Annotated in this window: 20 protein-coding genes; 5 read left to right on the top strand and 15 right to left on the bottom strand. The window is 68.7% G+C overall.

Annotated elements, in window-relative coordinates; all coding sequences use genetic code 11:
• Positions 1-46: 46 nt before the first annotated feature.
• Complete coding sequence (locus WHX56_RS28085) at positions 47-1231, top strand: acetate kinase (protein WP_338879583.1); 1185 nt, start codon at positions 47-49, stop codon at positions 1229-1231.
• 21 nt (positions 1232-1252) lie between these two features.
• Here the strand turns inward: WHX56_RS28085 and WHX56_RS28090 are convergent, their stop codons facing one another.
• From WHX56_RS28090 to tkt, 4 genes are all read right to left on the bottom strand, one after another.
• Positions 1253-2941, bottom strand: coding sequence for a SulP family inorganic anion transporter (locus tag WHX56_RS28090; RefSeq protein ID WP_338879584.1), 1689 nt, complete (start codon positions 2939-2941; stop codon positions 1253-1255).
• Positions 2942-3405: 464 nt separating this feature from the next.
• Complete coding sequence (locus WHX56_RS28095; RefSeq protein ID WP_338879585.1) at positions 3406-4599, bottom strand: phosphoglycerate kinase; 1194 nt, start codon at positions 4597-4599, stop codon at positions 3406-3408.
• 95 nt (positions 4600-4694) lie between these two features.
• Positions 4695-5705: a type I glyceraldehyde-3-phosphate dehydrogenase gene (gene gap / locus WHX56_RS28100; RefSeq protein WP_129247222.1), complete on the bottom strand. Its 1011-nt coding sequence runs from the start codon at positions 5703-5705 to the stop codon at positions 4695-4697.
• A gap of 14 nt (positions 5706-5719) precedes the next feature.
• On the bottom strand, positions 5720-7756 hold the full coding sequence (gene tkt / locus WHX56_RS28105; RefSeq protein WP_338879586.1) for a transketolase: 2037 nt from the start codon (positions 7754-7756) through the stop codon (positions 5720-5722).
• 194 nt (positions 7757-7950) lie between these two features.
• On the opposite strand from tkt, the gene WHX56_RS28110 reads away from it, so the two are divergent.
• Positions 7951-8682, top strand: a complete 732-nt coding sequence (locus WHX56_RS28110) for a 16S rRNA (uracil(1498)-N(3))-methyltransferase (RefSeq protein ID WP_338879587.1) — start codon at positions 7951-7953, stop codon at positions 8680-8682.
• A 5-nt stretch (positions 8683-8687) separates the two neighbouring features.
• Here the strand turns inward: WHX56_RS28110 and WHX56_RS28115 are convergent, their stop codons facing one another.
• From WHX56_RS28115 to WHX56_RS28130, 4 genes are all read right to left on the bottom strand, one after another.
• Positions 8688-9155 (bottom strand): barstar family protein, encoded by a 468-nt coding sequence (locus WHX56_RS28115; RefSeq protein WP_129247216.1) that lies wholly within the window; start codon positions 9153-9155, stop codon positions 8688-8690.
• Complete coding sequence (locus WHX56_RS28120; protein WP_287754099.1) at positions 9152-10381, bottom strand: patatin-like phospholipase family protein; 1230 nt, start codon at positions 10379-10381, stop codon at positions 9152-9154. The genes WHX56_RS28115 and WHX56_RS28120 overlap by 4 nt, the downstream gene beginning before the upstream one ends.
• The gene (locus WHX56_RS28125) at positions 10362-12650 is read right to left on the bottom strand and encodes an NADP-dependent malic enzyme (protein WP_338879588.1); all 2289 of its coding nucleotides are present in this window, start codon (positions 12648-12650) and stop codon (positions 10362-10364) included. Before WHX56_RS28125 ends, WHX56_RS28120 begins: the two co-directional genes overlap by 20 nt.
• 142 nt (positions 12651-12792) lie before the next feature.
• Positions 12793-13677 carry an FAD-binding protein gene (locus tag WHX56_RS28130; RefSeq protein ID WP_338879589.1) on the bottom strand — a complete coding sequence of 295 codons (885 nt, stop codon included), beginning with the start codon at positions 13675-13677 and terminating at the stop codon, positions 12793-12795.
• A 43-nt stretch (positions 13678-13720) separates the two neighbouring features.
• Between WHX56_RS28130 and WHX56_RS28135 the strand changes: the two genes are divergently transcribed.
• Positions 13721-14881: a pyridoxal phosphate-dependent aminotransferase gene (locus tag WHX56_RS28135; protein ID WP_338879590.1), complete on the top strand. Its 1161-nt coding sequence runs from the start codon at positions 13721-13723 to the stop codon at positions 14879-14881.
• A gap of 58 nt (positions 14882-14939) precedes the next feature.
• On the opposite strand, the gene WHX56_RS28140 is transcribed toward WHX56_RS28135, so the two are convergent.
• Positions 14940-15758, bottom strand: a complete 819-nt coding sequence (locus tag WHX56_RS28140; RefSeq protein WP_129246089.1) for a lytic transglycosylase domain-containing protein — start codon at positions 15756-15758, stop codon at positions 14940-14942.
• Positions 15759-15839: 81 nt separating this feature from the next.
• Here WHX56_RS28140 and ubiD point away from each other — a divergent pair, with 81 nt between their 5' ends.
• A complete protein-coding gene (ubiD, locus tag WHX56_RS28145; RefSeq protein WP_129246087.1) occupies positions 15840-17384 on the top strand; it encodes a 4-hydroxy-3-polyprenylbenzoate decarboxylase in 1545 nt (514 codons plus the stop codon).
• 88 nt (positions 17385-17472) lie between these two features.
• On the opposite strand, the gene WHX56_RS28150 is transcribed toward ubiD, so the two are convergent.
• The 4 genes from WHX56_RS28150 to WHX56_RS28165 form a co-directional block, all read right to left on the bottom strand.
• A complete protein-coding gene (locus WHX56_RS28150; RefSeq protein ID WP_338879591.1) occupies positions 17473-17841 on the bottom strand; it encodes a hypothetical protein in 369 nt (122 codons plus the stop codon).
• Between the two features lie 3 nt (positions 17842-17844).
• Positions 17845-18261, bottom strand: coding sequence for a phage holin family protein (locus tag WHX56_RS28155; protein WP_338879592.1), 417 nt, complete (start codon positions 18259-18261; stop codon positions 17845-17847).
• A gap of 59 nt (positions 18262-18320) precedes the next feature.
• Positions 18321-18638 (bottom strand): DUF883 family protein, encoded by a 318-nt coding sequence (locus WHX56_RS28160; RefSeq protein WP_088148496.1) that lies wholly within the window; start codon positions 18636-18638, stop codon positions 18321-18323.
• An 83-nt stretch (positions 18639-18721) separates the two neighbouring features.
• Positions 18722-19447 carry a hypothetical protein gene (locus WHX56_RS28165; RefSeq protein ID WP_422393677.1) on the bottom strand — a complete coding sequence of 242 codons (726 nt, stop codon included), beginning with the start codon at positions 19445-19447 and terminating at the stop codon, positions 18722-18724.
• A gap of 258 nt (positions 19448-19705) precedes the next feature.
• Between WHX56_RS28165 and cysG the strand changes: the two genes are divergently transcribed.
• Positions 19706-21121, top strand: coding sequence for a siroheme synthase CysG (cysG, locus tag WHX56_RS28170; protein ID WP_338879594.1), 1416 nt, complete (start codon positions 19706-19708; stop codon positions 21119-21121).
• A 15-nt stretch (positions 21122-21136) separates the two neighbouring features.
• Here the strand turns inward: cysG and upp are convergent, their stop codons facing one another.
• The gene (gene upp / locus WHX56_RS28175) at positions 21137-21775 is read right to left on the bottom strand and encodes a uracil phosphoribosyltransferase (RefSeq protein ID WP_129246077.1); all 639 of its coding nucleotides are present in this window, start codon (positions 21773-21775) and stop codon (positions 21137-21139) included.
• A gap of 138 nt (positions 21776-21913) precedes the next feature.
• Entirely contained in the window at positions 21914-23362 is a 1449-nt protein-coding gene (gene dacB, locus WHX56_RS28180; RefSeq protein WP_338879595.1) for a D-alanyl-D-alanine carboxypeptidase/D-alanyl-D-alanine endopeptidase, read from the bottom strand.
• Positions 23363-23443: the final 81 nt, after the last annotated feature.

Genomic DNA, 23443 nt, shown 5'->3' on the forward strand with positions numbered 1-23443 from the left:
CCCCTACCCACTTACGCGACTTGTCCCAACCCGGAATCACAGCGCCATGAGCGACACCATTCTCGTCATCAACGCCGGCAGTTCCAGCATCAAGTTCTACCTGTACGACATCGACGGCGAACAAGAGCTGGCTCCCCGCCTGGGCGGCCAGCTCGAAGGCATCGGCACCCTGCACCCCAGGCTGCGGGTGCGCGACGCGGCGGGCCAGACGCTGGTGGAGCGCGAGGTCGCGCCCAGCCACGCGCCCGACGTGCCCAATGCGCAGGAAGTGGTCGGCACCTGGCTGAGCGGCCACCTGGGCGGCGCGCCGCTGGCGGTGGGGCACCGGGTGGTGCACGGCGGCCCCACCCTGTCGGAGCCGGTTCTCATCGACGACGACATCCTTGCGAGGCTGGATGCCTTCACGCCGCTGGCGCCGCTGCATCAGCCGAACAACCTGGCGCCCATCCGCGTGATCCGCGAGCGCCGCCCCTGGATCCCGCAGGTGGCGTGCTTCGACACCGCCTTCCACCGCAGCCACTCCGACGTGGCCGACCGCTACGCGCTGCCCGAGCGCCTGTACCAGGAAGGCGTGCGCCGCTACGGTTTCCACGGCCTGTCCTACGAATACATCGCGCAGCGCCTGCGCCAGGCGCTGCCGGACGTCGCCATGGGCAAGATCATCGCCGCGCACCTGGGCTCGGGGGTTTCCGCCTGCGCCATGCACCACGGCAAGAGCGTGGACAGCACGATGGGCTTCACGGCGCTGGAAGGCCTGCCCATGGGCACGCGCCCCGGCCGCCTGGATCCGGGCATCGTGCTGTGGATGATGGAACGCGGCATGACCCACGACGAAATCGAGCACATGCTGTACTACGACTGCGGCATGAAGGGCCTGTCGGGCATCAGCAACGACATGCGCGAGCTGCTGGCCAGCGACGCGCCGTCCGCGAAGCTGGCGCTGCAATACTTCGCGTGGCGCGTGGCCGAGGGCATGATCGGGCTGGCCTGCGCCATGAATGGCGTGGACGCCATCGTCTTCACCGCCGGCGTCGGCGAGAACTCGGCCGAGATCCGCCAGGCGATCAGCGACCATTGGGGCTGGCTGGGCATCAGGCTCGACCACGAACGCAACATCCGCCACGGGCCGCGCATCTCCAGCGACGACAGCCGCATCGGCGTCTACGTCGTGCGCACCAATGAAGAACTGATCATCGCCCAGCACACGCTGGCGCTGGTGCGGCAGCGATAAGCGCGGCTGCCGCAACGTCGGTTAGCCCAGCGTGGGGGGCGCCGCCTGGCGCCAGCGTTCGATGGCGTCGACGGCCTGTTCGGGACTGCCGAAGATCTTGTCGCGCCCGATTTTCTTCACCAGGCCGGAACGCTCCAGCGCCATGCGGAACTGGCCATGGCCGCCCGCGACCAGCAGGGTCATGCCGCGCTCGTCCAGTTCGCGCTTGAGTTCGTACAGCGCCTCGACCGCGTCGGCGTCGGCCTGCGTCATGGCCTCGGCATCCAGCACGAACCACTGCGCGCCGCCCGCCTGGTCCATCACTTCGCGCGCGCGGCGGCGGAACGCGTCGGCGTTGAAGAACCACACGGAGGACTCGAACAGCCAGACCACCGTGCCCGGCACCGGCTGCGCGTCGGGGTTCAGGTGCAGCTTGCCCAGCACCGATTCGCCGGGCAGCCGGCCCAGCAGGGCGTCGCGGGGATTGCCCGACACGTACATGGCGTACAGCAGCGTCGCGCCCACGGAAACCGCCACGCCCTGCAGCACGCCGAAGCCGATCACGCCCACGGCCGCCAGGACGCCGAACGCCAGTTCGATGCGCGAAATACGGGCCAGGCGCAGGAAGGCGTGGCCGTCGAACAGGCTGGCCGCGGCCAGCAGCAGGATGGCCGACAGCACGGCCTGCGGCAGCCAGTACAGCGGCGCGCTCAGCAGGCCCACCACGATCGCCAGCGCGGCGGCCGCGCTGACGCTGACCAGCGGCGAGGAGCCGCCGGCCACCAGCCCCACCGCGGTGCGCGAGTCGGCGCCGGTCACGACGAAACCCTGGAACAGCCCGGCCGCCACGTTGGCCGCGCCGAAGCCCACCAGTTCGCGGTTGGGATCGACGTGTTCGCCCGTGCGCGCGGCGAAGCTGCGCGCGGTGACGATGCCGCTGGAAAAGCTCACGACCAGCACCCCGGCCGCGCCCATCAGGATGCCGTCCAGCCCCTCCAGCCGCACCGGCAGGCTCAGCGACGGCAGGCCCGCGGGCACTTCGCCCACGACCGCGATGCCCAGGCCGGGAAAGTCGAAGATCCACGACAGCAGGCAGGATCCCGCCACCAGCAGGATGGGGCCGGGCCAATTCGGCCGCCAGCGCTTGAACGCCATCAGCAGCAGGCAGGACGCCACGCCGAGCAAGAGCGTGGGGATCCGGATTTCGGGCAGCCGGCGCGACAGTTCCAGGAAGGGGTGCACCAGGCCGCTGTTGCGCAACCCAACCCCCGTCAGGCCGCTCAACTGCGAGATCGCCAGCGTGATGGCCACGCCCGCCATATAGCCGATCAGGACGGGCCGGGACAGCAGGTTGGCCAGCACGCCCAGGCGCAGGACGCGCGCGATCAGGCAGCCCACGCCCACGGTCAGGGCGATGCCCGTCGCGGCCAGCAGACGGTCTTCCGGCGTGCTGAGCGCCATTCCGGTCAGCGTGGCCGCGATCAGGGTGCAGGTTGCCGTGTCGGGCCCGACGATCAGCGTGCGCGAGGAGCCGAACACGGCATAACCCAGCATCCCGGCGATGGCCGCCCACAGGCCCGCGACGGGCGGGACGCCCATCATGGCCGCGTAGGCCAGGCCCACGGGCAGCGCCACCGCCGCCACGCTCAGCCCGGCCATGACGTCGCGCCGCGCCGATTCCCGCGTGATGCCGCGGAAGTTATTCAGGCCAGGGAACAGGCGTAGGTTCATGATGCGGCGAGCAAATCGGACGGGGAGATTCCGCGGCGCGCGCGGAGCGTGCGCCAAGCCTACACCAAGCCCGAGGTTTGCAGATGCGCCGGATCAAGCCGCGGCGACTTATATTCCTTGAGTGAATGAATACCTGAGGTATTTATCCCTTTTCGGAACTGGCGATCGTGCAGCGTGCGTTGCGTGGGGAAGGGGAAGGGGAAGGTGTCTGACACCCGTACGAGACGCCGGCACGGATTGCCCGGATGCCGCCGGGTGTCAGACACCCGCGGCTCACGGCGGGTGTCTGACACCCAAGCCGGGTGGCTTCAAGCCTGAAGCGCCTTGCCTTGGGGTGTCAGACACCTGCGGAAGCGCCCTGCCTTGAGGGAAGGTGTCTGACACCCGTACGAGACGCCGGCACGGATTGCCCGGATGCCGCCGGGTGTCAGACACCTGCGGACCCGCGAAGCACCCTACCCTGCCTAGCTCGCGCGGGCTTCCAGCACGGCCACGGCGGGCAGGGTCTTGCCTTCCAGGAATTCCAGGAATGCGCCGCCGCCGGTCGAGATGTAGCCGACCTTGTCGCCGATGCCGTACTTGGCGATGGCGGCCAGCGTGTCGCCGCCGCCGGCGATCGAGAAGCCTTCCGATTCCGCGACGGCGCGGGCCACGACTTCGGTGCCGTTGGCGAACTGGTCGAACTCGAACACGCCCACGGGGCCGTTCCAGACGATGGTGCCCGCCTGCTTCAGGATCTCGGCCAGTTGCGCCGCGGTCCGCGGACCGATGTCGAGGATCATGTCGTCGTCGGCCACGTCCGCCGCCGCCTTCACCGTCGCTTCGGCGTCCGCGCCGAAGGACTTGGCGCACACCACGTCCACCGGAATCGGCACGGCCGCGCCGCGCCGCTTCATGATGTCGATCACGGCGCGCGCCTGGTCGACCTGGTCGGGTTCGGCCAGCGACTTGCCGATGGACAGGCCGGCGGCCAGCATGAAGGTGTTGGCGATGCCGCCGCCCACGACCAGTTGGTCGACCTTGTCGGCCAGCGATTGCAGGATGGACAGCTTGGTCGACACCTTGGAGCCGCCGACGATGGCGACCAGCGGGCGCTTGGGTTCGTGCAGCGCGCGGCCCAGGGCCTCCAGCTCGGCCGCCAGCAGCGGGCCCGCGCAGGCGACGGGCGCGAAGCGCGCCATGCCGTGGGTGGTGGCTTCGGCGCGGTGCGCCGTGCCGAAGGCGTCGTTGACGTAGACGTCGCACAGCGCGGCCATCTTCTTGGCGAGCGCCTCGTCGTCCTTCTTTTCGCCCACGTTCACGCGGCAGTTTTCCAGCAGCACGACCTGGCCGTGGTCGACCTGGACGCCGTCCACCCAGTCGCGCACCAGTTGCACGGGCATGCCCAGCAGTTCGGACAGGCGCTGGCCGACCTTGGCCAGCGAATCGGCGTCGGTCAGCACGCCTTCCTTGGGACGGCCCAGGTGGGACGTGACCATGACGGCCGCGCCGGCGTCCAGCGCCAGGCGGATCCCGGGCACGGAGGCGCGGATGCGGGTGTCTTCGCTGATGCGGCCGGCGTCGTCGAACGGCACGTTCAGATCGGCGCGGATGAACACGCGCTTGCCGGACAGGGCGCCGGACTTGGCCAGCGCGGACAGGGTATTGACCTTGGGCATGAGTATGGATTCCTACGGTTGGCGAACAAAGGGGACGAACCCATTTTCCGCGACAGCGGAAAACAAATCCGTCCCCTTTGGCCTGACAGCGTTGCTTACTTGGCGGACATCAGCGCGACGGTGGTGTCGAGCATGCGGTTCGAGAAGCCCCACTCGTTGTCGTACCAGGACGAGACCTTGACCAGGCGGCCCGAAACCTTGGTCAGCGACGCGTCGACGGTGCTGGAGGCCGGGTTGTGGTTGTAGTCCACCGAGACCAGGGGTTCGGTGTTGTAGTCCAGGATGCCCTTGAGTTCGCCTTCGGAGGCGGCCTTCAGGATGCCGTTCACTTCCTCGACGGTCGTGTCGCGCTTGGCGATGAACGACAGGTCGACGATCGACACGTTGATGGTCGGGACGCGGATGGCGTAGCCGTCCAGCTTGCCGTTCAGTTCCGGCAGGACCAGGCCCACGGCGGCGGCGGCGCCGGTCTTCGTGGGGATCATGCTCATGGTGGCCGAACGCGCGCGGCGCAGGTCTTCGTGGTAGACGTCGGTCAGGACCTGGTCGTTGGTGTAGGCGTGGACGGTGGTCATCAGGCCGTTTTCCAGGCCCAGCTTGTCGTTCAGCGGCTTGACCAGCGGGGCCAGGCAGTTGGTGGTGCACGACGCGTTCGAGATGACGGTGTCGGTGGCCTTGAGCACGCCGTGGTTCACGCCGTACACGATGGTGGCGTCGACGTCCTTGCCGCCGGGCGCCGAGATGATGACCTTCTTGGCGCCGCCCTTGATGTGCGCGCCGGCCTTTTCCTTGGTCGTGAAAAAGCCCGTGCATTCCAGCACCACGTCGACCTTCAGGTCGCCCCAGGGCAGTTCGGCCGGGTTGCGGTTGGCCAGCACGCGGATCTTGTCGCCGTTGACGACCATGAAGTCGCCGTCGACTTCGACGGTGCCCGGGAACTTGCCGTGGGCGGTGTCGTAGCGCGTCAGGTGCGCGTTCGTCTTGGGATCGCCCAGGTCATTGATGGCGACGATTTCGATGTCGTGCTTCTTGCCACCTTCGTAGTGGGCACGAAGGATGTTGCGGCCGATGCGGCCGTAACCGTTGATGGCGACGCGAATGGTCATGACTAAGCTCCTTTTTACAAAACTTGGCGGACGGTCTCGGCCACCTTGTCGGCGGTCAGCCCGAAGAACTTGAACAGTGCGCCGGCCGGCGCGGATTCGCCGTAGCGGTCGATGCCGACGACGGCGCCTTCCAGGCCCACGTACTTGTGCCAGAAGGCGGTCACGCCGGCCTCGACGGCCACGCGCGGCAGACCCTTGGGCAGCACGGATTGCTTCCAGGCGGCGTCCTGGCGGTCGAACACGTCGGTGCTGGGCATGGAGACCACGCGCACGGCGACGCCTTCCTTGGCCAACTGGGCCTGCGCGTCCAGCGCGATGGCGACTTCCGAGCCGGTGGCGATGATGACGGCGCGGGCGCCTTCGGCGTCGCGCAGCACATAGCCGCCGCGGGCGATGGCGTCGACGGTGGCGGCGTCGCGCTGCACGAACGGCAGGTTCTGGCGCGACAGCAACAGGGCCGTCGGGCCGCCGTCGTGCACGTCCATGCCGATGCTGGCCGGGCGCGTCACGGCGGCGTTCCAGGCCACGGCGGTTTCGGCCGTATCGCAAGGACGCCACAGCGACAGGTTGGGGATCAGGCGCAGGCTGGAGGCGTGCTCGATGGACTGGTGGGTCGGGCCGTCTTCGCCCAGGCCGATCGAGTCGTGGGTGAACACGTGCACCACGCGCTGCTTCATCAGCGCGGCCATGCGGATGGCGTTGCGCGAGTAGTCGGAGAACGTCAGGAACGTGCCGCCGAACGGCAGGTAGCCGCCGTGCAGGGCCACGCCGTTCATGATGGCGGCCATGCCGAATTCGCGCACGCCGTAGTTGATGTGGCGGCCGAACTGGATGCCCTGTTCGCCCGCGCGGACGGCGGCGACGCCCTTCCAGTCGGTGAAGTTGGAGCCGGTCAGGTCGGCCGAGCCGCCCAGCATTTCCGGCAGGGCCGCGGCCAGCGCCGCGATCGCGAACTGCGAAGCCTTGCGGGTGGCGACGGTCTCGGCCTTTTCCAGCGTGGCGTCCAGGAACGCCTGGAACTGCTCGGCGTAGCCGGCGGGCAGCTCGCCCTTCATGCGGCGCGTGAATTCGGCGGCCTCGGCGGGGAATTCGGCGGCGTAGGCGTCGAAGGCGGATTGCCATTCGGCCTGGGCCGAGGCGCCCTTCTGGCGGCCGTCCCAGCCGTCGTAGACGGCCTGCGGGATCTGGAACGGTTCCGAGGACCAGCCCAGCGCGGCGCGGGTGGCGGCGATCTCGTCCTTGCCCAGCGGCGCGCCGTGCACGTTGTGCGTGCCGGCCATGTTGGGCGAACCCTTGCCGATGACGGTGCGGCAGACGATCAGCGTGGGCTTTTCCGATTGCGAGCGCGCGGCCTTGATGGCGGCGTCCACCGCGGCCACGTCGTGGCCGTCCACGCCGCGGATCACGTTCCAGCCGTAGCCTTCGAAGCGCTTGGCGGTGTCGTCGGCGAACCAGTGCTCGACGTGGCCGTCGATGGAGATGCCGTTGTCGTCGTACAGCACGACCAGCTTGCCCAGCTTCAGCGTGCCGGCCAGCGAGCACACTTCGTGCGAGACGCCTTCCATCAGGCAGCCGTCGCCGGTGAAGGCGTAGGTGTGGTGATCGACGAGGGTATGGCCGGGCTTGTTGAATTCAGCGGCCAGCAGCGCTTCGGCCAGCGCCATGCCCACGGCGTTGCCCAGGCCCTGGCCCAGGGGGCCGGTGGTCGTTTCCACGCCCGGGGTGATGCCCACTTCGGGGTGGCCCGGCGTCTTGGAATGCAGTTGGCGGAAGTTCTTCAGTTCCTCGATCGGCAGATCGTAGCCCGTCAGGTGCAGCAAGGCATAGATCAGCATCGAGCCGTGGCCGTTGGACAGCACGAAGCGGTCGCGGTTGGCCCAGGCGGGATCCTTGGGGTTGTGACGCAGGTTGCCGGCCCACAGGGCCTGGGCGATTTCCGCCATGCCCATGGGAGCACCCGGATGCCCGGAGTTCGCTTGTTGCACGGCGTCCATCGCGAGGGCGCGGATGGCATCCGCCAAGGCAAGTTTAGGGGCGGTCGGATTGCTCATTCGGAAGGCTCTTTGAAGCTGGCATGCCTAGAAAAAATAGGGCCAGTTAAGTAGGTTGCGAAGCATGGGATTTTAGCATCCAGGGGTTTCCCCCACGCCATCGGCCATAAGCGGGGCCTGGCGGGCATAATGGAGCCCCCGCGGCGCGCCCGCCGCGCGCGCTTGCCATCCCATTTTTGCGTGTCCGCAACACCATGTCCGCCCCCCGCTTCTTCTGCGACATCCCCCTCGCCTCCGGCGTCCGCGCCGCCCTGCCGGACGCCCTGGCGCATCACGCGCTGCGGGTGCTGCGCCTGCGCGACGGCGAGCCCGTCACGCTGTTCAACGGCCAGGGCGGCGAGTATCCCGCCGTGCTCGAAGTGGAAGGCAAGGCCGGTTTTGCCCGGCTGGGCGAGTTCTCCGCGCGCGAGGCCGAGCTGGCCGGACGCGTCACCCTGGTCCAGGGCCTGCCGTCCGGGGACAAGATGGACTGGGTGGTGGAAAAAGCCGTGGAACTGGGCGCCGCGCGGGTCTGCCCCATCGCGGCGCAGCGCAGCGTGCTGCAGTTGTCGGGGCCGCGCCTGGAAAAGCGCGTGGCGCATTGGCAGCGCATCGCCCAATCCGCGAGCGAGCAATGCGGGCGCAACCGGCTGATGGCCGTGGACGCGCCCCGGACGCTGGCCGAGTGGCTCGCGCAGCCCGCCGAGGGCCTGCGCCTGATGTGCCATCCGGAAGCGTCGGACGACCTTGCCGCCCGGCTGCGGTCCGCGCCCGGCCTGCGGGCGCTGACCCTGCTGGTCGGCCCCGAAGGCGGATGGTCGGACAAGGAATTGGCGCAGGCCCGCGAAGCCGGCGTCGAGGCCGTGCGCTTCGGCCCCCGGGTGCTGCGCACCGAGACGGCCGGGCTGGCGCTGCTATCGGCCGCCGGCGCGCTGCTGGGCTGGTAGGCCGGTCAGTGGGCCTCGCCGTAGGGCGCGGCCGCCACCCCGGGTTCGGGGTCGGGATGCTTGCCGGCGTGTTCGATGACGTAGGCGAAGACGCGGCCGTTCTCGCGGGCGAAATCCGAGGCGTCGGAGCAGACGGTTTCGATGAGGGCGGAGTCTTCCTCGAGCGCCGGATCGCCCGAATGCAGCTTGTACAGCCAGAGCACCACGCCGGTCTTGTGGTCCAGCACCGTGTCGCACAGGCAGTCGTACAGCGCGTCGAGATTGCCGCCGAAGTACTCGGGGAAGTCCACCGCCTTGACGATGGCGCGCAACACCGCCGAACGGCTGCGGGCGGGATCGCAATTGGCGACGAACAAGGCCAGGCCGAGCTCATGAGCGGCGTCCACCACGGCCTTCTTGTCCAGCCCTTCATGGGCCAGCGCACCGCCGCGCAGGAGCTGCCGCTGCAAAGTAGATTGGCCATTGCGCGTCATGCCTGAGCCTCCTTGAAAAAGGCGATCACTTCGTCGTTACGCTGCATCGTATCGGCATAACCCAGTTCAATCAATCGCTTGGTGTAGCTGGATTCGAACAGGAGGTAGGACATCAGCGACCCGCCTCCCGGACGGCCTGGATCGGACGATACACCGAGTACGCGAAAAAGGGCACGGGCCTGGGCCGGCATGTCCTGCAAGTGCTCCAGCGCCATCAGGTCCAGCGACTGGCTGGGCGTGATCGTCAGGACCTCGATCCGGCGCGCGGCGCCCTTGGAACCGTCCTCGCCGGCCAGTTCCATCAGGGCATTCATCCGCTGCAGGCGCTCGACGTCGACCGACAGGCCGTCCAGGAAGATGCTGGCCAGCGCGTGCCCGCCCACCTGCGCCAGGGACGGATACGGCGGCGAGTCCTCGCGGTTCTCCGGGTGCGTGTCGTCCCGGAAGCCGGTGCCGATCACCAGCACGCGATGCGCCCCCAGGTGGATGGCCGGGCTGATCGGCGCCAACTGGCGCATCGAGCCGTCGCCGCACCATTCGCCCTTGCCGTGCACCTGCACCTGCCGGGCCGGAAAGACGAAGGGGATGGCCGACGACGCCATCAGGTGGTCGATGCCGATCGGGGTGGGGATCGCCAGTCGCAGGTAGCGGTGCCAGGGCTCGATGGGCGTGTGCGCCTGGTAGAAAGTCAGGTGTTCGCCGCTGGTGTAGCCCGAGGCCGTGATCGCCAGCGCCGACAAGGCCCCGCTCTCCAGGTTGGACCGCAGGTGCTGGAAATCCAGCACCCGGCTCAGCAGGGCCTGCATGGGGCTGTTGTCCAGCAGGGACGTGGGCCGCTTGCGCGTCAGGCCCGAATACATCCATCCCAGCGACAGCAGGCCCAGCCAGCGGACCCCGGTGCGGATCAGGCCGGGCGCGTCGGCCCGGTAGATCATGTCGGTATTCAGCGACGACCACAGGCGCCGGATGCGCCGCACGCCCAGGTGCGGCCGGTCGGCCCGGCACGCCAGCGCCGCGGCGTTGATGGCGCCGGCCGACGTGCCGCAGATGATGTGAAAGGGATTCCGGAAACGGGAATGCCAGTCCGGATCCAGCAATTCCATGATGGCGCTGAGCACGCCCACCTGATAGGCGGCGCGGGCGCCGCCTCCGGTCAGGACCAGGCCGGTCGGCGTGCGCGGGCACGCCGGGCCGGGAGGCCTGACTTCAACGCGGTGTATTGACATCGACGACCGTCATCGCGGTCATGTTGACGATGCGGCGCACGGTGGAGCTGGACGTCAGGATGTGCACCGGCGCGTTCGCGCCCAGCAGGAACGGACCCACCGCCACGTTGCCGCCCGCGGCCGTCTTCAGCAGGTTGTAGGCGATGTTGCCGGAGTCCACGTTCGGGCACACCAGCAGGTTGGCCACGCCCTTGAGCGACGACGACGGCAGGATGCGCATGCGCAGCGCCTCGTCCAGCGCGCAGTCGCCGTGCATCTCGCCGTCGATCTCCAGATCCGGCGCGATCTCTCGCACCAGCTCCAGCGCGCGGCGCATCTTCGCCCCCGACGCCGAACTGCCCGAACCGAAGTTCGACCGCGACAGCAGCGCGATCTTGGGCGCCAGGTACATGCGGCGCATCTCGTTGGCGGCGGCGATGGTGAACTCGGCGATCTGCTCGGCCGAGGGCTCGTCGTTGACGTGCGTATCGACCAGCACCACCGTGCGCTCGTTGAGCAACAGGATGTTCATCGCCGCGTACACGTTGTGCCCGGGACGGCGGCCGATGACCTCGTCCACGAAGCGCAGGTGGTCGTGGTAGGCGCCCACCGAACCGCAGACCATGCCGTCGGCGTCGCCCAGGCGCACCATCATGGCGCCGATCAAGGTCATGCGGCGGCGCATTTCCACGCGCGCCATTTCCTTGGTGATGCCGCGGCGGCACATCAGCTCCCAGTACGTGGTCCAGTACTGGTGGAAGCGCTCGTCGTATTCCGGGTTGGTGACCTCGACGTCCTCGCCCAGGCGCAGACGCAGGCCGAGTTTTTCGATGCGGGCCAGCAGCACGGACGGACGGCCCACCAGGATGGGGCGGGCCAGGCCTTCGTCCACCACCACCTGCACGGCGCGCAGCACGCGTTCGTCCTCGCCTTCCGCGAACACGATGCGCGACTTGCCGCCTTCGCGCACCAGGCGCTTGGCCGCCGAGAACAGCGGCTTCATGAACGCGCCCGAGTGGTACACGAACTGCTGCAACTGCTCTTCGTAGGCTTCCAGGTCCGCCAGCGGACGCGTCGCCACGCCGCCGTCCATCGCCGCCTTGGCCACCGCCGGCGCGATGCGCACGATCAGGCGCGGATCGAACGGCTTGGGAATCAGGTAGTCGGGGCCGAACGAGATGTCGTAGGTGCCATAGGCCGCCGCCACCACTTCGTTCTGCTCTTCCTCGGCCAGTTGCGCAATCGCGTAGACCGCCGCCTTCTCCATCTCGCGGGTGATCGTCGTGGCCCCCACGTCCAGCGCCCCGCGGAAAATGTACGGAAAGCACAGCACGTTATTCACCTGGTTCGGATAGTCCGAACGGCCCGTGGCCATCACCACGTCGTCGCGCACCCCGTGCGCCACTTCCGGCAGGATCTCCGGCGTCGGATTGGCCAGCGCCAGGATCAGCGGGCGCGGACCCATCGCCGCCACCATCTCCGGCTTGAGCACGCCGCCGGCCGACAGCCCCAGGAACACGTCCGCGCCCTGGATCACCTCGGCCAGCTTGCGGGCGCCGGTCTTCTGCGCGAAGCGCGCCTTGTCCGGATCCATCAGCGCCGTGCGCCCTTCGTAGACCACGCCCTCGATGTCCGTGACCCAGATGTTTTCCAGCGGCAGGCCCAGGTCCACCATCAGGTCCAGGCAGGCCAGCGCCGCCGCCCCCGCCCCGGACGTCACCACCTTGACCTGCTTGATGTCCTTGCCCACCACCTTCAGCCCGTTGATGAAGGCCGCCGACACGCAGATCGCGGTGCCGTGCTGGTCGTCGTGGAAAACCGGGATCTTCATGCGCTCGCGCAGCTTGCGCTCGACGATGAAGCACTCCGGCGCCTTGATGTCCTCGAGGTTGATGCCCCCGAAGGTGGCCTCCAGCCCCGCGATGATCTCGACCAGCTTGTCCGGGTCGGTCTCGTTGATTTCGATGTCGAACACGTCCAGCCCGGCGAACTTCTTGAACAGCACCGCCTTGCCTTCCATCACCGGCTTGGAGGCCAGCGCGCCGATGTTGCCCAGCCCCAGCACCGCCGTGCCGTTGGTGATCACCCCCACCAGGTTGCCGCGCGCCGTGTAACGGTACACATTGGACGGGTCGGCCACGATCTCTTCACAGGCCGCCGCCACGCCGGGGGAATACGCCAGCGCCAGGTCGCGCTGGGTGGTGAGCTGTTTGGTCGGCATGACCGAGATTTTGCCGGGGCGGCCGTGCTCGTGGTATTCAAGGGCGGCTTTGCGAAGGTTGGCATCCATATGGGCGGCTACTTGCTAGAGAGTGGGACACGGAAAGGGGGGAATTCTATTCCGATGGCGGACGCCGCGATACCTCCGCGATGCGCCCCGCCCCCCTGGCCGGCATGTACTCGCCATCTTAGCGCTTGCTTACAAATTGTCGCTATTGTGCGGCGCGCAATGACGGAAACCGGCCGTCCGGATCGAACAGCGCCTTCACGCGCGAATCCAGCCTTGTCGTGGCCAGCCCCGGCGGCTCGGCCGCGGGCGCCGGCTGCGCCGCGGGGGGAACGTCGGCCAGGGTGACGCCCTGCACCCAGGCCAGCGTGCCGCCATGGCCCAGCAGCAGGTGCGCCAGGTTCACCGTGGCGGGCGCTTCGGGTTTCAGGGCGTCCAGCCGGTAGCGCCCCAGCCAGCGCTCCCCGTCCCGGGTGGCGAAGGCGTCGCCGCCCGACGCCAACTGGAACAGCGCCGGCACCAGGCGCTGCACGGTGACGGAACGCAAGGGCTGGACGTCCGCTTCGCCGAACGGGCCCAGCGTTTCCTCCACGCCGTCCGCCAGCATCGCGTCCACCGTCAGCACGCCCGAGTCCGCGCACCGCCCGGCCGCCCAGCGGGCGGGAGCGGCCAGCCATTCGGCCAGCGTCATGGCGCCGGGCAGGCCTGCGAACTGCCGCAGGCCGGCCTGGGCCAGCGCCGCCAGCGGCACCCCCGGCTGGGCGCGCCAGCGCGGCATGCCGCCGGACAGGCGGGCCAGGCCCGCCATCGCGGACGGATCCACCCGCAGGACGGGTCCGTGGGAGGTATCGAACGGCCCCTCGGCCCCGTCCAGCGCCAACACCACGCGATGCTCGGCGCACAGGGCCCGCGCGTGCGCCACGTCCGCGTCGCGCGCCGGGACCAGCAGGGCCCGGGGCCCCGCCCCGGCGTCCTCGCCCAGGTCGCGGACGGCCCCCTGGCAGAGCAGGCCCAGGCGCTGCAGGAACGCCGCCCAGGGACTCTGGGCCGGCCGACGGCCGAGGAGGAAAGCGCGCCGGGATGGCTGCATGACTACAATTCCTTTTTCGCTACAAGACGCCTTCGAGAATCCAATGCCCCGCCTTGCCACTCGCACCAACGATTTCCTGACTTTCCAGGTAATGGAGCTTTTCAAGCAGGCGCAAGCGCTGCAGGCGGCGGGCAAGGACATTATCAGCCTGGGCATCGGCGAACCGGACTTTACCGCGCCGCCCCAGGTCGTGGAAGCGCTCGAGCGCGCCGCCCGCGCCGGATTGAGCGGCTACAGCCCGTCGGCCGGCCTGACGGCGCTGCGCGAGGCCATCGCCCGCTTCTACCACGAACAGTTCGGCGCCGACATCGATCCGTCCCGCGTCATCGTCACCGCGGGCGCCTCCGGCGCCCTGACGCTGGCCTGCGCGGCGCTGGTCAACAGCGGCGGCGAGGTGCTGATGCCCGACCCATCCTACCCCGCCAACAGCAACTTCGTGCTGGCGGCGGGCGGCGTGCCCCGGCTGATCCCGAGCACGGCGGAAAAGCGCTTCCAATTGTCGGCCCAGGACGTGGCCCGGCACTGGAGGCCCGCCACCCAGGGCGTGCTGGTCGCCTCGCCCAGCAATCCCACCGGCACCTCCATCGCCCATGGCGAACTGGCCGAACTGCTGGCGCAGGTCCGCGCCCGCGACGGCTTCGCCATCGTCGACGAAATCTACCTGGGCCTCTCCTACGAAGGCCAGCCGCGCTCGGCGCTGACCCTGGACGACGACGTCATCGTCATCAACAGCTTCTCTAAGTACTTCCACATGACGGGCTGGCGCCTGGGGTGGATGATCGTGCCCCAGGACATGGTGGCCCCGGTGGAGAAGATCGCCGCCAGCTTGGCGATCTGCGCGCCGACGCTGGCCCAGCATGCCGCGCTGGCCTGCTTCACGCCCGCCGCGATGAAAACCTTCGAGCACCGCCGCGAAGCGTTCAAGCAGCGCCGCGACTACCTGCTGCCGGAATTCGAACGCCTGGGGATCCAGGTGCCGGTCAAGCCGGACGGCGCGTTCTATATCTATGCCGACATCGCCAGCCTGGGCATGGACAGCGCCGCGTTCTCGCAGCGCCTGCTGCTGGAGGCCGGCGTGGCCGCCGTGCCGGGCCTGGACTTCGGCCCGGCCCACGGCCGGCACACCATGCGCTTTTCCTACGCGACGGGGCTGGACCGGCTGGAAGAAGCCGTGGCCCGCATGGGGCGGCTGCTGCAAGGCTGAAGCCCGGGAAAGCAAAAGGCGCGCCCCGGGGCGCGCCTTTCGTCGGGGCCGCGGGGGATCAGTCGCGGGCCAGCGCGATCCCCGAGGCCAGCGCCAGGCGGCGGCGTTCCGCCTGCACCTTGGCGCCGTAGCCATTGTCGTCCGGCCCGGTGGAACCGACGTAACAGGCCAGGCCGCCCTCCACGGAACCGCGGCGGTTGATGCAATCGCGCAGGATCGTGGTGCCGACCCCGATATTGGTGGCGGGATCCAGCGCGGTCTTGCCGACCGCGTCGAACTTGTCCTGGTGCACGCTGGTCATCACCTGCATCAGGCCCTGCGCGCCCACGTGGCTTTCCGCCAGGGGGTTGTAGCGGGATTCGATGGCGATCACGGCCAGGACCAGCAGCGGATCCAGTTGCTTGTCGCGACTGACCTTGTATACCGTGTTCAAGAGCGGGCCGGTCGCGTCATAGGCGACCTTGTACTTGCGCGAGATATAGTTGCGCAAGGCTTCCGCCTGGGGGCCGGTCGCCAAGGCGGCAACGGGTTTCCTGGGCGGCGGCGCGACGCGGGCGGGCCCCAGCATGCCGGTGGCGTTGCTGGCTGGAGCTTCGGGAATGGCCATGGCAATGGCCGACGACATGTCGGCACCCAGATCGGAACCCGTATCGAAATCGGTACCGGCTTGCATGGACGAAGGCGCGAGGGCGGTCAACAAGGCTTTGTGCACTTGCAATGCCTGGTCGCGCAAACCAGGCAGGGCGAATCCCATGCTTACCGTCACAATGACCGCAATGCCCAGATAGACGGAGCAGATGCGCAGGGACTCGGCAAGATATTGGTGCACTCCTTGGGCCATGCTTCTGAATAGGCTGGCCACTGACGCATCGGGCATAAAACCTCCTGCGTAAAAAAGAGGGAGTCAATGTTAACCTCTCTTTCTCCCCAAAATGTAACCAAATCGCCGGGATCTGTAGTGAAATACCGCGACCTTAGAGACTTCCTCGCCCAACTCGAACGCATGGGCGACCTCAAACGCATCGCCGTGCCGGTGTCCACCCGGCTGGAAATGACCGAGATCTCCGACCGCGTGCTGCGGGCGGAAGGCCCCGCGCTGCTGTTCGAAAACGCCCGGCACGACGGCCAGCCGGCGCAGATGCCGGTGCTGACCAACCTGTTCGGCACCCCCGCCCGCGTGGCCCGCGGCATGGGCGCCGACAACGTCAGCGCGCTGCGCGACATCGGCGAATTGCTCGCATCGCTGCGCGAACCCGAGGCCCCCCGCGGCCTGCGCGACGCGCTGGCCAAGGTGTCGATGCTGAAGGCGGCGCTGTGGGACATGAGCCCGAAGAACGTCAAGAGCCCCGCCTGCCAGGAGATCGTCTGGGAGGGCAAGGACGTGGACCTGACGCGCCTGCCGATCCAGACCTGCTGGCCGGGCGACGTGGCGCCGCTCCTGACCTGGGGCCTGGTGATCACGCGCGGCCCCAACGCCCGCCGCCAGAACCTGGGCATCTACCGCCAGCAACTGCTGGGCCCCAACAAGCTGATCATGCGCTGGCTGTCGCACCGCGGCGGCGCGCTGGATTTCCGCGACCACGCGCTGGCCCATCCCGGCACGCCCTTCCCCGTCGCCGTCGCCCTGGGCGCGGACCCGGCCACCACGCTGGGCGCGGTCACGCCCGTGCCCGACAGCCTGTCCGAATACCAGTTCGCCGGCCTGCTGCGCGGTTCGCGCACCGAGGTCGCGCAGGCGCTGGGCAGCAACCTGTCCGTGCCCGCCTGGGCCGAAATCGTGCTGGAAGGCCACCTGCTGCCGTCCTCGGACCCGCGCGCCGTCGCGCCCGTCGTGCCCGAGGGCGTCAACCCGCCGCCCGACTCCGGCTACGAGATGGCGCTGGAAGGCCCCTACGGCGACCATACCGGCTACTACAACGAACAGGACTGGTTCCCCGTCTTTACGGTGGAGCGGATCACGATGCGGCGCAATCCCATCTACCACTCCACGTACACGGGCAAGCCGCCCGACGAACCGGCCGTGCTCGGCGTGGCGTTGAACGAGGTCTTCGTTCCCCTGCTGCGCCGCCAGTTGCCCGAGATCGTGGACTTCTACCTGCCGCCCGAAGGCTGCAGCTACCGCCTGGCCGTCGTGTCCATCCGCAAGCAGTACGCCGGACACGCCAAGCGCGTCATGTTCGGCCTGTGGAGCATCCTGCGGCAGTTCATGTACACCAAGTTCATCGTGGTGGTGGACGAGGACATCGACCCGCGCGACTGGAAGGAAGTGGTGTGGGCGATGACCACCCGCATGGACCCGGTGCGCGACACCCTGCTGGTGGAGAACACCCCCATCGACTACCTGGATTTCGCCTCGCCGGTGTCCGGCCTGGGCGGCAAGATGGGCATGGACGCCACCAACAAATGGCCGGGCGAAACGAACCGCGAATGGGGCACCCCCATCGCGATGGACGCCGACGTCAAGCAGCGCGTGGACGCGCTGTGGGGGCAACTGGGCCTGTAGCGGCACGGGCGAACAGCCGGTGCCGGCACCCGGGAAAGCCTGCCGCGGGCAGGGCCGGCACCCCGAGGGTGCCGGACACCTCGGCTTTTCAGCGGTCGCCGGCGTCCGGGGCGCTGTCCTGGCGGGCGCCCTGCCAGGCCTTGAACAACTGCCAGCCGACGAACGCGCCGCCGGCGATCTTCAAGAGCTTGGACCGCTTGCCGCCGCGCATGAGCATGGCGGACAGGGACGAGCTGACGATGGGGTAGCGCCGCGCCAGGCTGATCGCCTGCAAGGCCCAGCGGGATGCGTTGCCCGACGCGAAGCCGGGCAGCAGGCCCTTGATGAGCGATGCCGGCTCCAGCCGGCGTCCCGCGGACGCGATGCCTTGCGCCAGCGATTCGCGCTCGATGGCGGCGCGGGCGCGCAGCAGTTCGATGCGCACGGCCCGGTCGACGGTGGGAGACCTTTTCGCCATGCTTCAGCCCTCCTCGCGCCGGCGCGCCGGCGCCTCGTCTTCGCTTTGCGCGTCGCGGACCCGGTCCAGCAGTTCCGCGTCGCGCGCCAGTTCCTCGAGGGTGGCGGAAAACGGCGGCGCGCCGTAGACCAGGCCATGCCGGACCACCAGCAGCAATACCACGCCGACGATGCCGTAGAAGGCCGCCAGCAGGCTCAGCGCCAGATAGCGGTCTTCGGTGGGCCAGAAGGCCACCGCCACGGTGATGGTGAAGACCAGCACGGCCAGCGTCAGGAAGAGCAAGGCGGCAAACGCCATGCCCAGGAGTTTGAGCAAGCGCGCCTTTTCATCCGCGGCTTCGAGGGCCAGGAGTTCCAGGCGCGTGCGCAGCAGCCCGACCAGGCTGGACGCGACGCCGAATACAGATTTGCGTAGACCCATGGCGCAATGGACGCCGGGCGGAAGACGGCTTGCGTCGTCCGCCCGCCCGTCCTGCCCAGTCAGCGGCGGCTGATCAGCAAGCCGAGCAGCAGGCCGGTCACGCCTGCGATACCGATGGCTTGCCAGGGATTGTCATGCACGTAGTCGTCGGTCGCGCGGGCGGCCTTGCGGCCGCGCTCCAGCACGGCGTCCTGCGCTTCGTACAGGGCCTCGCGTGTGCGCTTCAGGGAAGTCAGGGCGCGGTCGCGCAGTTCGTTGGCCTTGTCGCCGGTGCTGCTGGCGGCTTCGCGCAGCAGGCTTTCGGCGTCGTTCAGGCTGGTCTTGACACTGTCGATGAGTTTTTCTTTTGCGACGTCTTCGGATTTTCTCGTGGCCATTTCTTGAGCTCCTGTTGTGTGTCCATGACGGAATCATCATACCAGCCGCCATTCTCGCGGCGCGGCGCGCTTGCTACCGGGTGCTACTTGATTTGCGTAATCTCAACGGCGGACTTGACGCCGCCCTGGTCGATGTCCTGCTTCATCACCAGATTGACCCCCGGACAGTACCAGTCGGTCACGGTAGTGTTCATGCCGGGAATGGGAAGGGTCAGGCCCTGGAACGTGGCCATGGTGGGATCGGAATTGCGCGTGTAGGTGATCGGATGGCAGGACTGCTTGCCCAGGGCGGTGTCCAGCGAGGCCTTCTGCCCCACCGTCTTTTCGCCGATGCGCACCGTCGTGCTCGGCTGCCCGCCCACCGGCGCCTCTTTGCCGATCTTCAGGCGGAACGACGAACCGGGCAGTTTCTGCCCGCTATTGAGTTTGCCGTCGTAGGCGAAGAGGCCCAGCATGCGCAGGTCGAACTGGCCCTCGGACGGCCGCGGCGCCTCGCCCGCGCTGGCGTAGCGCAGGAAAGAGGCCTGGCCGCTCTTGACGGTCATCAGGTAATCGAGTTTGGACTTGCCCGGCGGAAGGCCCGCGTAGCTGAACTTGGCGACGCCCTGGACGCGCGCGCGGCAATTGTCACCATTCGTCTTGGTCACCTCGGCGAAGGTCAGGTCCGCGCCCAGCGCCAGGTTGCCGGAGCCGGTCAGTTGCACCGCGCCGCCGTCGTGCATGAACTGGGCGTCGCACACGCCGGCCTGCGCCGCCGAGGCCGCGCCCAGCGCGCCCGCCGCCAAAACAAAAGATGCCATTTTTCGCATCGTCACAAGCCACTCCATGAATCCAGAAAAAACCGCCCGCTCCTGGCGGACGGCGGATGGTGGCTTGATACTACACCGGTTGGCGCCCCTGGCGTATGTCGGAACGTGTCGGCCCCGGCCCTGCCGGCGGACCCGCAAGACAGGGCCGGTTTAATAATTTATGGATATATGGAATAAAGAAATCAAAAGTTGTGGGGATGAAAGCCCGTCCCTATGATCGAACGACACTTTGCCGGGTACGCCCGAGGCTGGCACTCAATGAAGCTTTTCCCGATTTTTGCCGATCTGAAAGACCGGCTCGTCCTGGTGGTGGGCGGCGGCGCGGTCGCCGAGCGCAAGACGCTGGCGCTGCTGGAAGCCTCCGCCGACGTGGTCGTGGGCGCGCCGGAACTCACGCCGGCCCTGGCCGCCCTGGCCGCCGAAGGCCGCATCCGCCACCGTCCGGGCCGGTTCGATCCCGCCTGGCTGGACGAGGCCTGGCTGGCCGTGGCGGCCACCGACGACCGCGGCACCAACGCCGCGGTGTCCGAGGCCGCCCGCGCCCGTCGCATTTTCAGCAACGTGGTGGACGATCCCGAACTCTCGTCCTTCCAGGTGCCGTCCATCGTCGACCGCTCGCCGGTCATCGTCGCCATTTCGTCCTCGGGCGTCGCCCCCGTGCTGGCGCGGCGCGTCCGGGAGCGCATCGAATCCCTGTTCGACCACACCCTGGGCCAGTTGGCGGGGCTGGCCGCCCGCTACCGCAAGCCCATCCGGGCCAGCCACCCCGACCTGGGCGCGCGCCGCCGCTTCTACGACTGGCTGCTGGACGGGCCGGTGGCCGGTTTCCTGCGCCAGCAGCGGCCGGCCCAGGCCGAGGCGGCGCTGGCCGCCGCCCTGGCGGATCCGCTCGCGCCGGCCGCGGGCAGCGTGGTGCTGGTGGGCGCGGGCCCCGGCGACCCCGGGCTGCTGACGCTGAAGGCATTGCGCGCGCTGAACGAGGCCGACGTCATCCTGCATGACCGCCTGGTGAGCGACGAGGTCATGTCGCTGGCGCGCCGCGACGCCGAGCGCGTGCCGGTCGGCAAGCTGCCCGGCGAAAACCACCACGCCACCCAGGCGCGCATCCACGCGCTGCTGGTGGAGCACGCGCGCGCCGGCCGCCGAGTGGTGCGGCTCAAGGGCGGCGACGCCTTCATTTTCGGCCGGGGCGGCGAAGAACTGGAATACCTGCGCGAGCACGGCGTGCGCTATGAGGTGATCCCCGGCATTACCGCCGCGCTGGCCTGTGCGGCCTACGCCGGCATCCCGCTGACGCACCGGGAACACGCCCAGTCCGTGCGCCTGATCACCGCGCACTGCCGCGAGGACGAAGACAATCTGGACTGGCCCGCCCTGGCGCGCGAAAAACAGACCCTGGCGTTCTATATGGGCGTGGGGCAGCTAGACCTGCTGACCCAGCGCCTGCTGCGCCACGGCCGCTCGCCGGGCACGCCTTTCGCGCTGGTCGAAAACGGCAGCCGGCCCGAACAGCGCGTGCTGTCCGGCACGCTGGAACGACTGCCGGCCCTGGCCGCCGGGCACGCCATCCGCTCCCCCGCCCTGCTGATCGTGGGCGAGGTCGCCGGGCTGGCGCCGCAACTGCGGTGGTTCGGCCAGCACATCGACGGGCTGGCGGAGAAAGTGGCGGCTTGACCGGCCGGGCCGGCGTTACTCGGTCTTCTGCGTCGTGCCGAAGATGCGGTCGCCGGCGTCGCCCAGGCCGGGCATGATGTAGCCGTGTTCGTTCAGGCCGTCGTCGATGGACGCGGTATAGATATGCACGTCCGGGTGCTTGGCCAGCACGGCGTCGATGCCGACCGGGGCGGCCACCAGCACCAGCGCCCGGACTTCCTTGCAGCCGGCCCGCTTGAGCAGGTCGATCGCGGCCACCATCGAACCGCCGGTGGCCAGCATGGGGTCGACGATCAGCGCCAGGCGCTGGTCCAGTTCGCCCACCAGGCGCTCCAGGTAGGTGTGCGCCTCCAGCGTTTCTTCGTTGCGGGCCACGCCCACCACGCTGACCTTGGCGCCGGGAATCAGGCTGAGCACGCCGTCCAGCATGCCGATGCCCGCGCGCAGGATCGGCACCACGGTGACTTTCTTGCCGGCGATCTTCTCGACCTCCACGGGGCCGCACCAGCCTTCGACGGTGGCGGGCGCCAGCGGCAGGTCCTTGGAGGCCTCATAGGTAAGCAGCGCGCCGACTTCCTGCGACAGTTCGCGGAAGCTCTTGGTGCTGAGGTCGGCGCGGCGCATGATCCCGAGCTTGTGGCGGATCAGCGGATGGCGGATTTCGTGCACGGGCATGTGCGTAACACTCCAGAATAGTGATGGACAGGGTTTTCGCCTCTGGCGGAACCGCAACGGCGCGGCGCATCCGCGCCGCCCGCCGTCGAGCCGTACCTGAGGATCGTAAACGGGTTTAAAGGGGAATGGGCGTTTCTTCTATTGTTCGGCGAGCCAGGCGATGAGCGCGTCGTCGAAGGCCCGGACGGCGCCGGCCTGTTCGTGGTTCACGATGCTGACCACCACGTAGCGCTTGCCGCTGGCGCCCAGCACGTATCCGGCGATCGAGCGCACGTCGCGCAGCGATCCGGTCTTCAGGTGGGCCATGCCCACGGTGCCGTTGCCCTTGAGGCGGCGGCGCACCGTGCCGTCCACCCCGGCGATCGCGAAGGACGAAATGTACTCCGGCATGACCGGAGAATTCCAGGCCAGGGTCAGCATCGAAGCCAGGCTATCGGCGGAGACCCGGGCGTCGCGCGACAGGCCGGCGCCGTTGTCGATGACCAGCTCGGGCATGTCCAGGCCTTGCTTGGCCAGCAGATCCTTGGCGACGGCCTCGCTGCTGGAGACCGTGGCCGGCCGCCGGCCGCGTTCGGCGCCCAGGGTCAAGAGCAGGGTCCGGGCCATGACGTTGTTGCTGCGCTTGTTGATCTGGCGGATCGCCTCGGCCAGGGTGGGCGAGTCGTGGGACGCCAGCGCCACCGCGTCGGGCGGCACCATGCCGGACCGGACCTGCCCCTTGAACGTGCCGCCCAGTTCCTTCCAGAGCATGCGGAACACTTCGGTGGCGTAGTCGGGCTGCGACAGCGCCAGGCGGTACAGGCTGAACTCGCCGCAGGATCCGGCCACCTTGCCGTTCACGCGGATGGTCACGCCCTGCTGGGTGATCACGGGGTCGGTCGTCACCACCGGCGGGCCGGGGCAACGGACGTCGCTCCATTCGACCTGGCCTTCGATCTTCAGGCCAGGCAGCGGCGGATCGATCAGCGGCACCCATTTATTGGCGACGGGATCCGGCGTGAACAGCAGGCGCAGGGCGCCGAAACCCACCATCAGGGCGTCCGGGCTGGCGTTGTACGCGCGGTCCGGCGCGCCGTCGAAGGCGCCGGGGTCGGTCGCCACCTGGCCGAAGATACTGCGGTCGATGATCAGGTCGTTGATCTGCTTGACGCCCTTCAGGCGCAGTTCGCGCAGCAGCGCCCAGAGGTCCTGCAACAGGAACTGGGGGTCGCCGCCGGCCCTCAGGTACAGCGGGCCGGCCAGCACGCCCCTGGCGTCGGGCCGAGCGCCCGGCGCCGTCATGAATTCGGTGCGCCAGACGTAATTGGGCCCCAGCTCGGAAAGCGCGGCCCAGGTCGTCACCAGCTTCATGACCGAGGCGGGGTTGCGGGACTCCTTGGCGTTCAGCGTCGCCAGGCGCGGCCCGCCCACTTCCTGCACCACGAGGGACAAGGCGCTGTCGGGCAGTTTGGTGGCCTTCCAGGCGTTCACCACGCCGGGCGGCAGGCCGGGCACCTGGGCGCAGGCGGCCCCCGCGGCCAGGGCCAGCAGCCCGCCCGCCAGCCACCGCTTCAGCCCGCCCCTACGCTCGTTCGCTTGTCCCGTCATGCCACGCCCACCCGGTTGCTCGTCCAGCAAAACCGAGAGCATACAAAACCTGGAACATTTGCGGGCGCGGCGCGGGGGGGC

It is taken from the genome of Achromobacter veterisilvae (genome assembly GCF_037619525.1).
In the GTDB taxonomy this organism is placed as follows: domain Bacteria; phylum Pseudomonadota; class Gammaproteobacteria; order Burkholderiales; family Burkholderiaceae_B; genus Achromobacter; species Achromobacter veterisilvae.

Bases quoted from the DNA above. Each gene is read 5' to 3' on its own strand.
- WHX56_RS28155 (WP_338879592.1), bottom strand. From the start codon at position 18,261: ATGGGTCTACGCAAATCTGTATTCGGCGTCGCGTCCAGCCTGGTCGGG.
- WHX56_RS28125 (WP_338879588.1), bottom strand. From the start codon at position 12,650: ATGGATGCCAACCTTCGCAAAGCCGCCCTTGAATACCACGAGCACGGC.
- WHX56_RS28085 (WP_338879583.1), top strand. From the start codon at position 47: ATGAGCGACACCATTCTCGTCATCAACGCCGGCAGTTCCAGCATCAAG.
- WHX56_RS28110 (WP_338879587.1), top strand. From the start codon at position 7,951: ATGTCCGCCCCCCGCTTCTTCTGCGACATCCCCCTCGCCTCCGGCGTC.
- WHX56_RS28135 (WP_338879590.1), top strand. From the start codon at position 13,721: ATGCCCCGCCTTGCCACTCGCACCAACGATTTCCTGACTTTCCAGGTA.
- WHX56_RS28160 (WP_088148496.1), bottom strand. From the start codon at position 18,638: ATGGCCACGAGAAAATCCGAAGACGTCGCAAAAGAAAAACTCATCGAC.
- upp (WP_129246077.1), bottom strand. From the start codon at position 21,775: ATGCCCGTGCACGAAATCCGCCATCCGCTGATCCGCCACAAGCTCGGG.
- dacB (WP_338879595.1), bottom strand. From the start codon at position 23,362: ATGACGGGACAAGCGAACGAGCGTAGGGGCGGGCTGAAGCGGTGGCTG.
- WHX56_RS28115 (WP_129247216.1), bottom strand. From the start codon at position 9,155: ATGACGCGCAATGGCCAATCTACTTTGCAGCGGCAGCTCCTGCGCGGC.
- WHX56_RS28095 (WP_338879585.1), bottom strand. From the start codon at position 4,599: ATGCCCAAGGTCAATACCCTGTCCGCGCTGGCCAAGTCCGGCGCCCTG.
- cysG (WP_338879594.1), top strand. From the start codon at position 19,706: ATGAAGCTTTTCCCGATTTTTGCCGATCTGAAAGACCGGCTCGTCCTG.
- WHX56_RS28130 (WP_338879589.1), bottom strand. From the start codon at position 13,677: ATGCAGCCATCCCGGCGCGCTTTCCTCCTCGGCCGTCGGCCGGCCCAG.
- WHX56_RS28090 (WP_338879584.1), bottom strand. From the start codon at position 2,941: ATGAACCTACGCCTGTTCCCTGGCCTGAATAACTTCCGCGGCATCACG.
- tkt (WP_338879586.1), bottom strand. From the start codon at position 7,756: ATGAGCAATCCGACCGCCCCTAAACTTGCCTTGGCGGATGCCATCCGC.
- WHX56_RS28165 (WP_422393677.1), bottom strand. From the start codon at position 19,447: ATGCGAAAAATGGCATCTTTTGTTTTGGCGGCGGGCGCGCTGGGCGCG.
- WHX56_RS28120 (WP_287754099.1), bottom strand. From the start codon at position 10,381: ATGTCAATACACCGCGTTGAAGTCAGGCCTCCCGGCCCGGCGTGCCCG.
- gap (WP_129247222.1), bottom strand. From the start codon at position 5,705: ATGACCATTCGCGTCGCCATCAACGGTTACGGCCGCATCGGCCGCAAC.
- WHX56_RS28150 (WP_338879591.1), bottom strand. From the start codon at position 17,841: ATGGCGAAAAGGTCTCCCACCGTCGACCGGGCCGTGCGCATCGAACTG.
- WHX56_RS28140 (WP_129246089.1), bottom strand. From the start codon at position 15,758: ATGCCCGATGCGTCAGTGGCCAGCCTATTCAGAAGCATGGCCCAAGGA.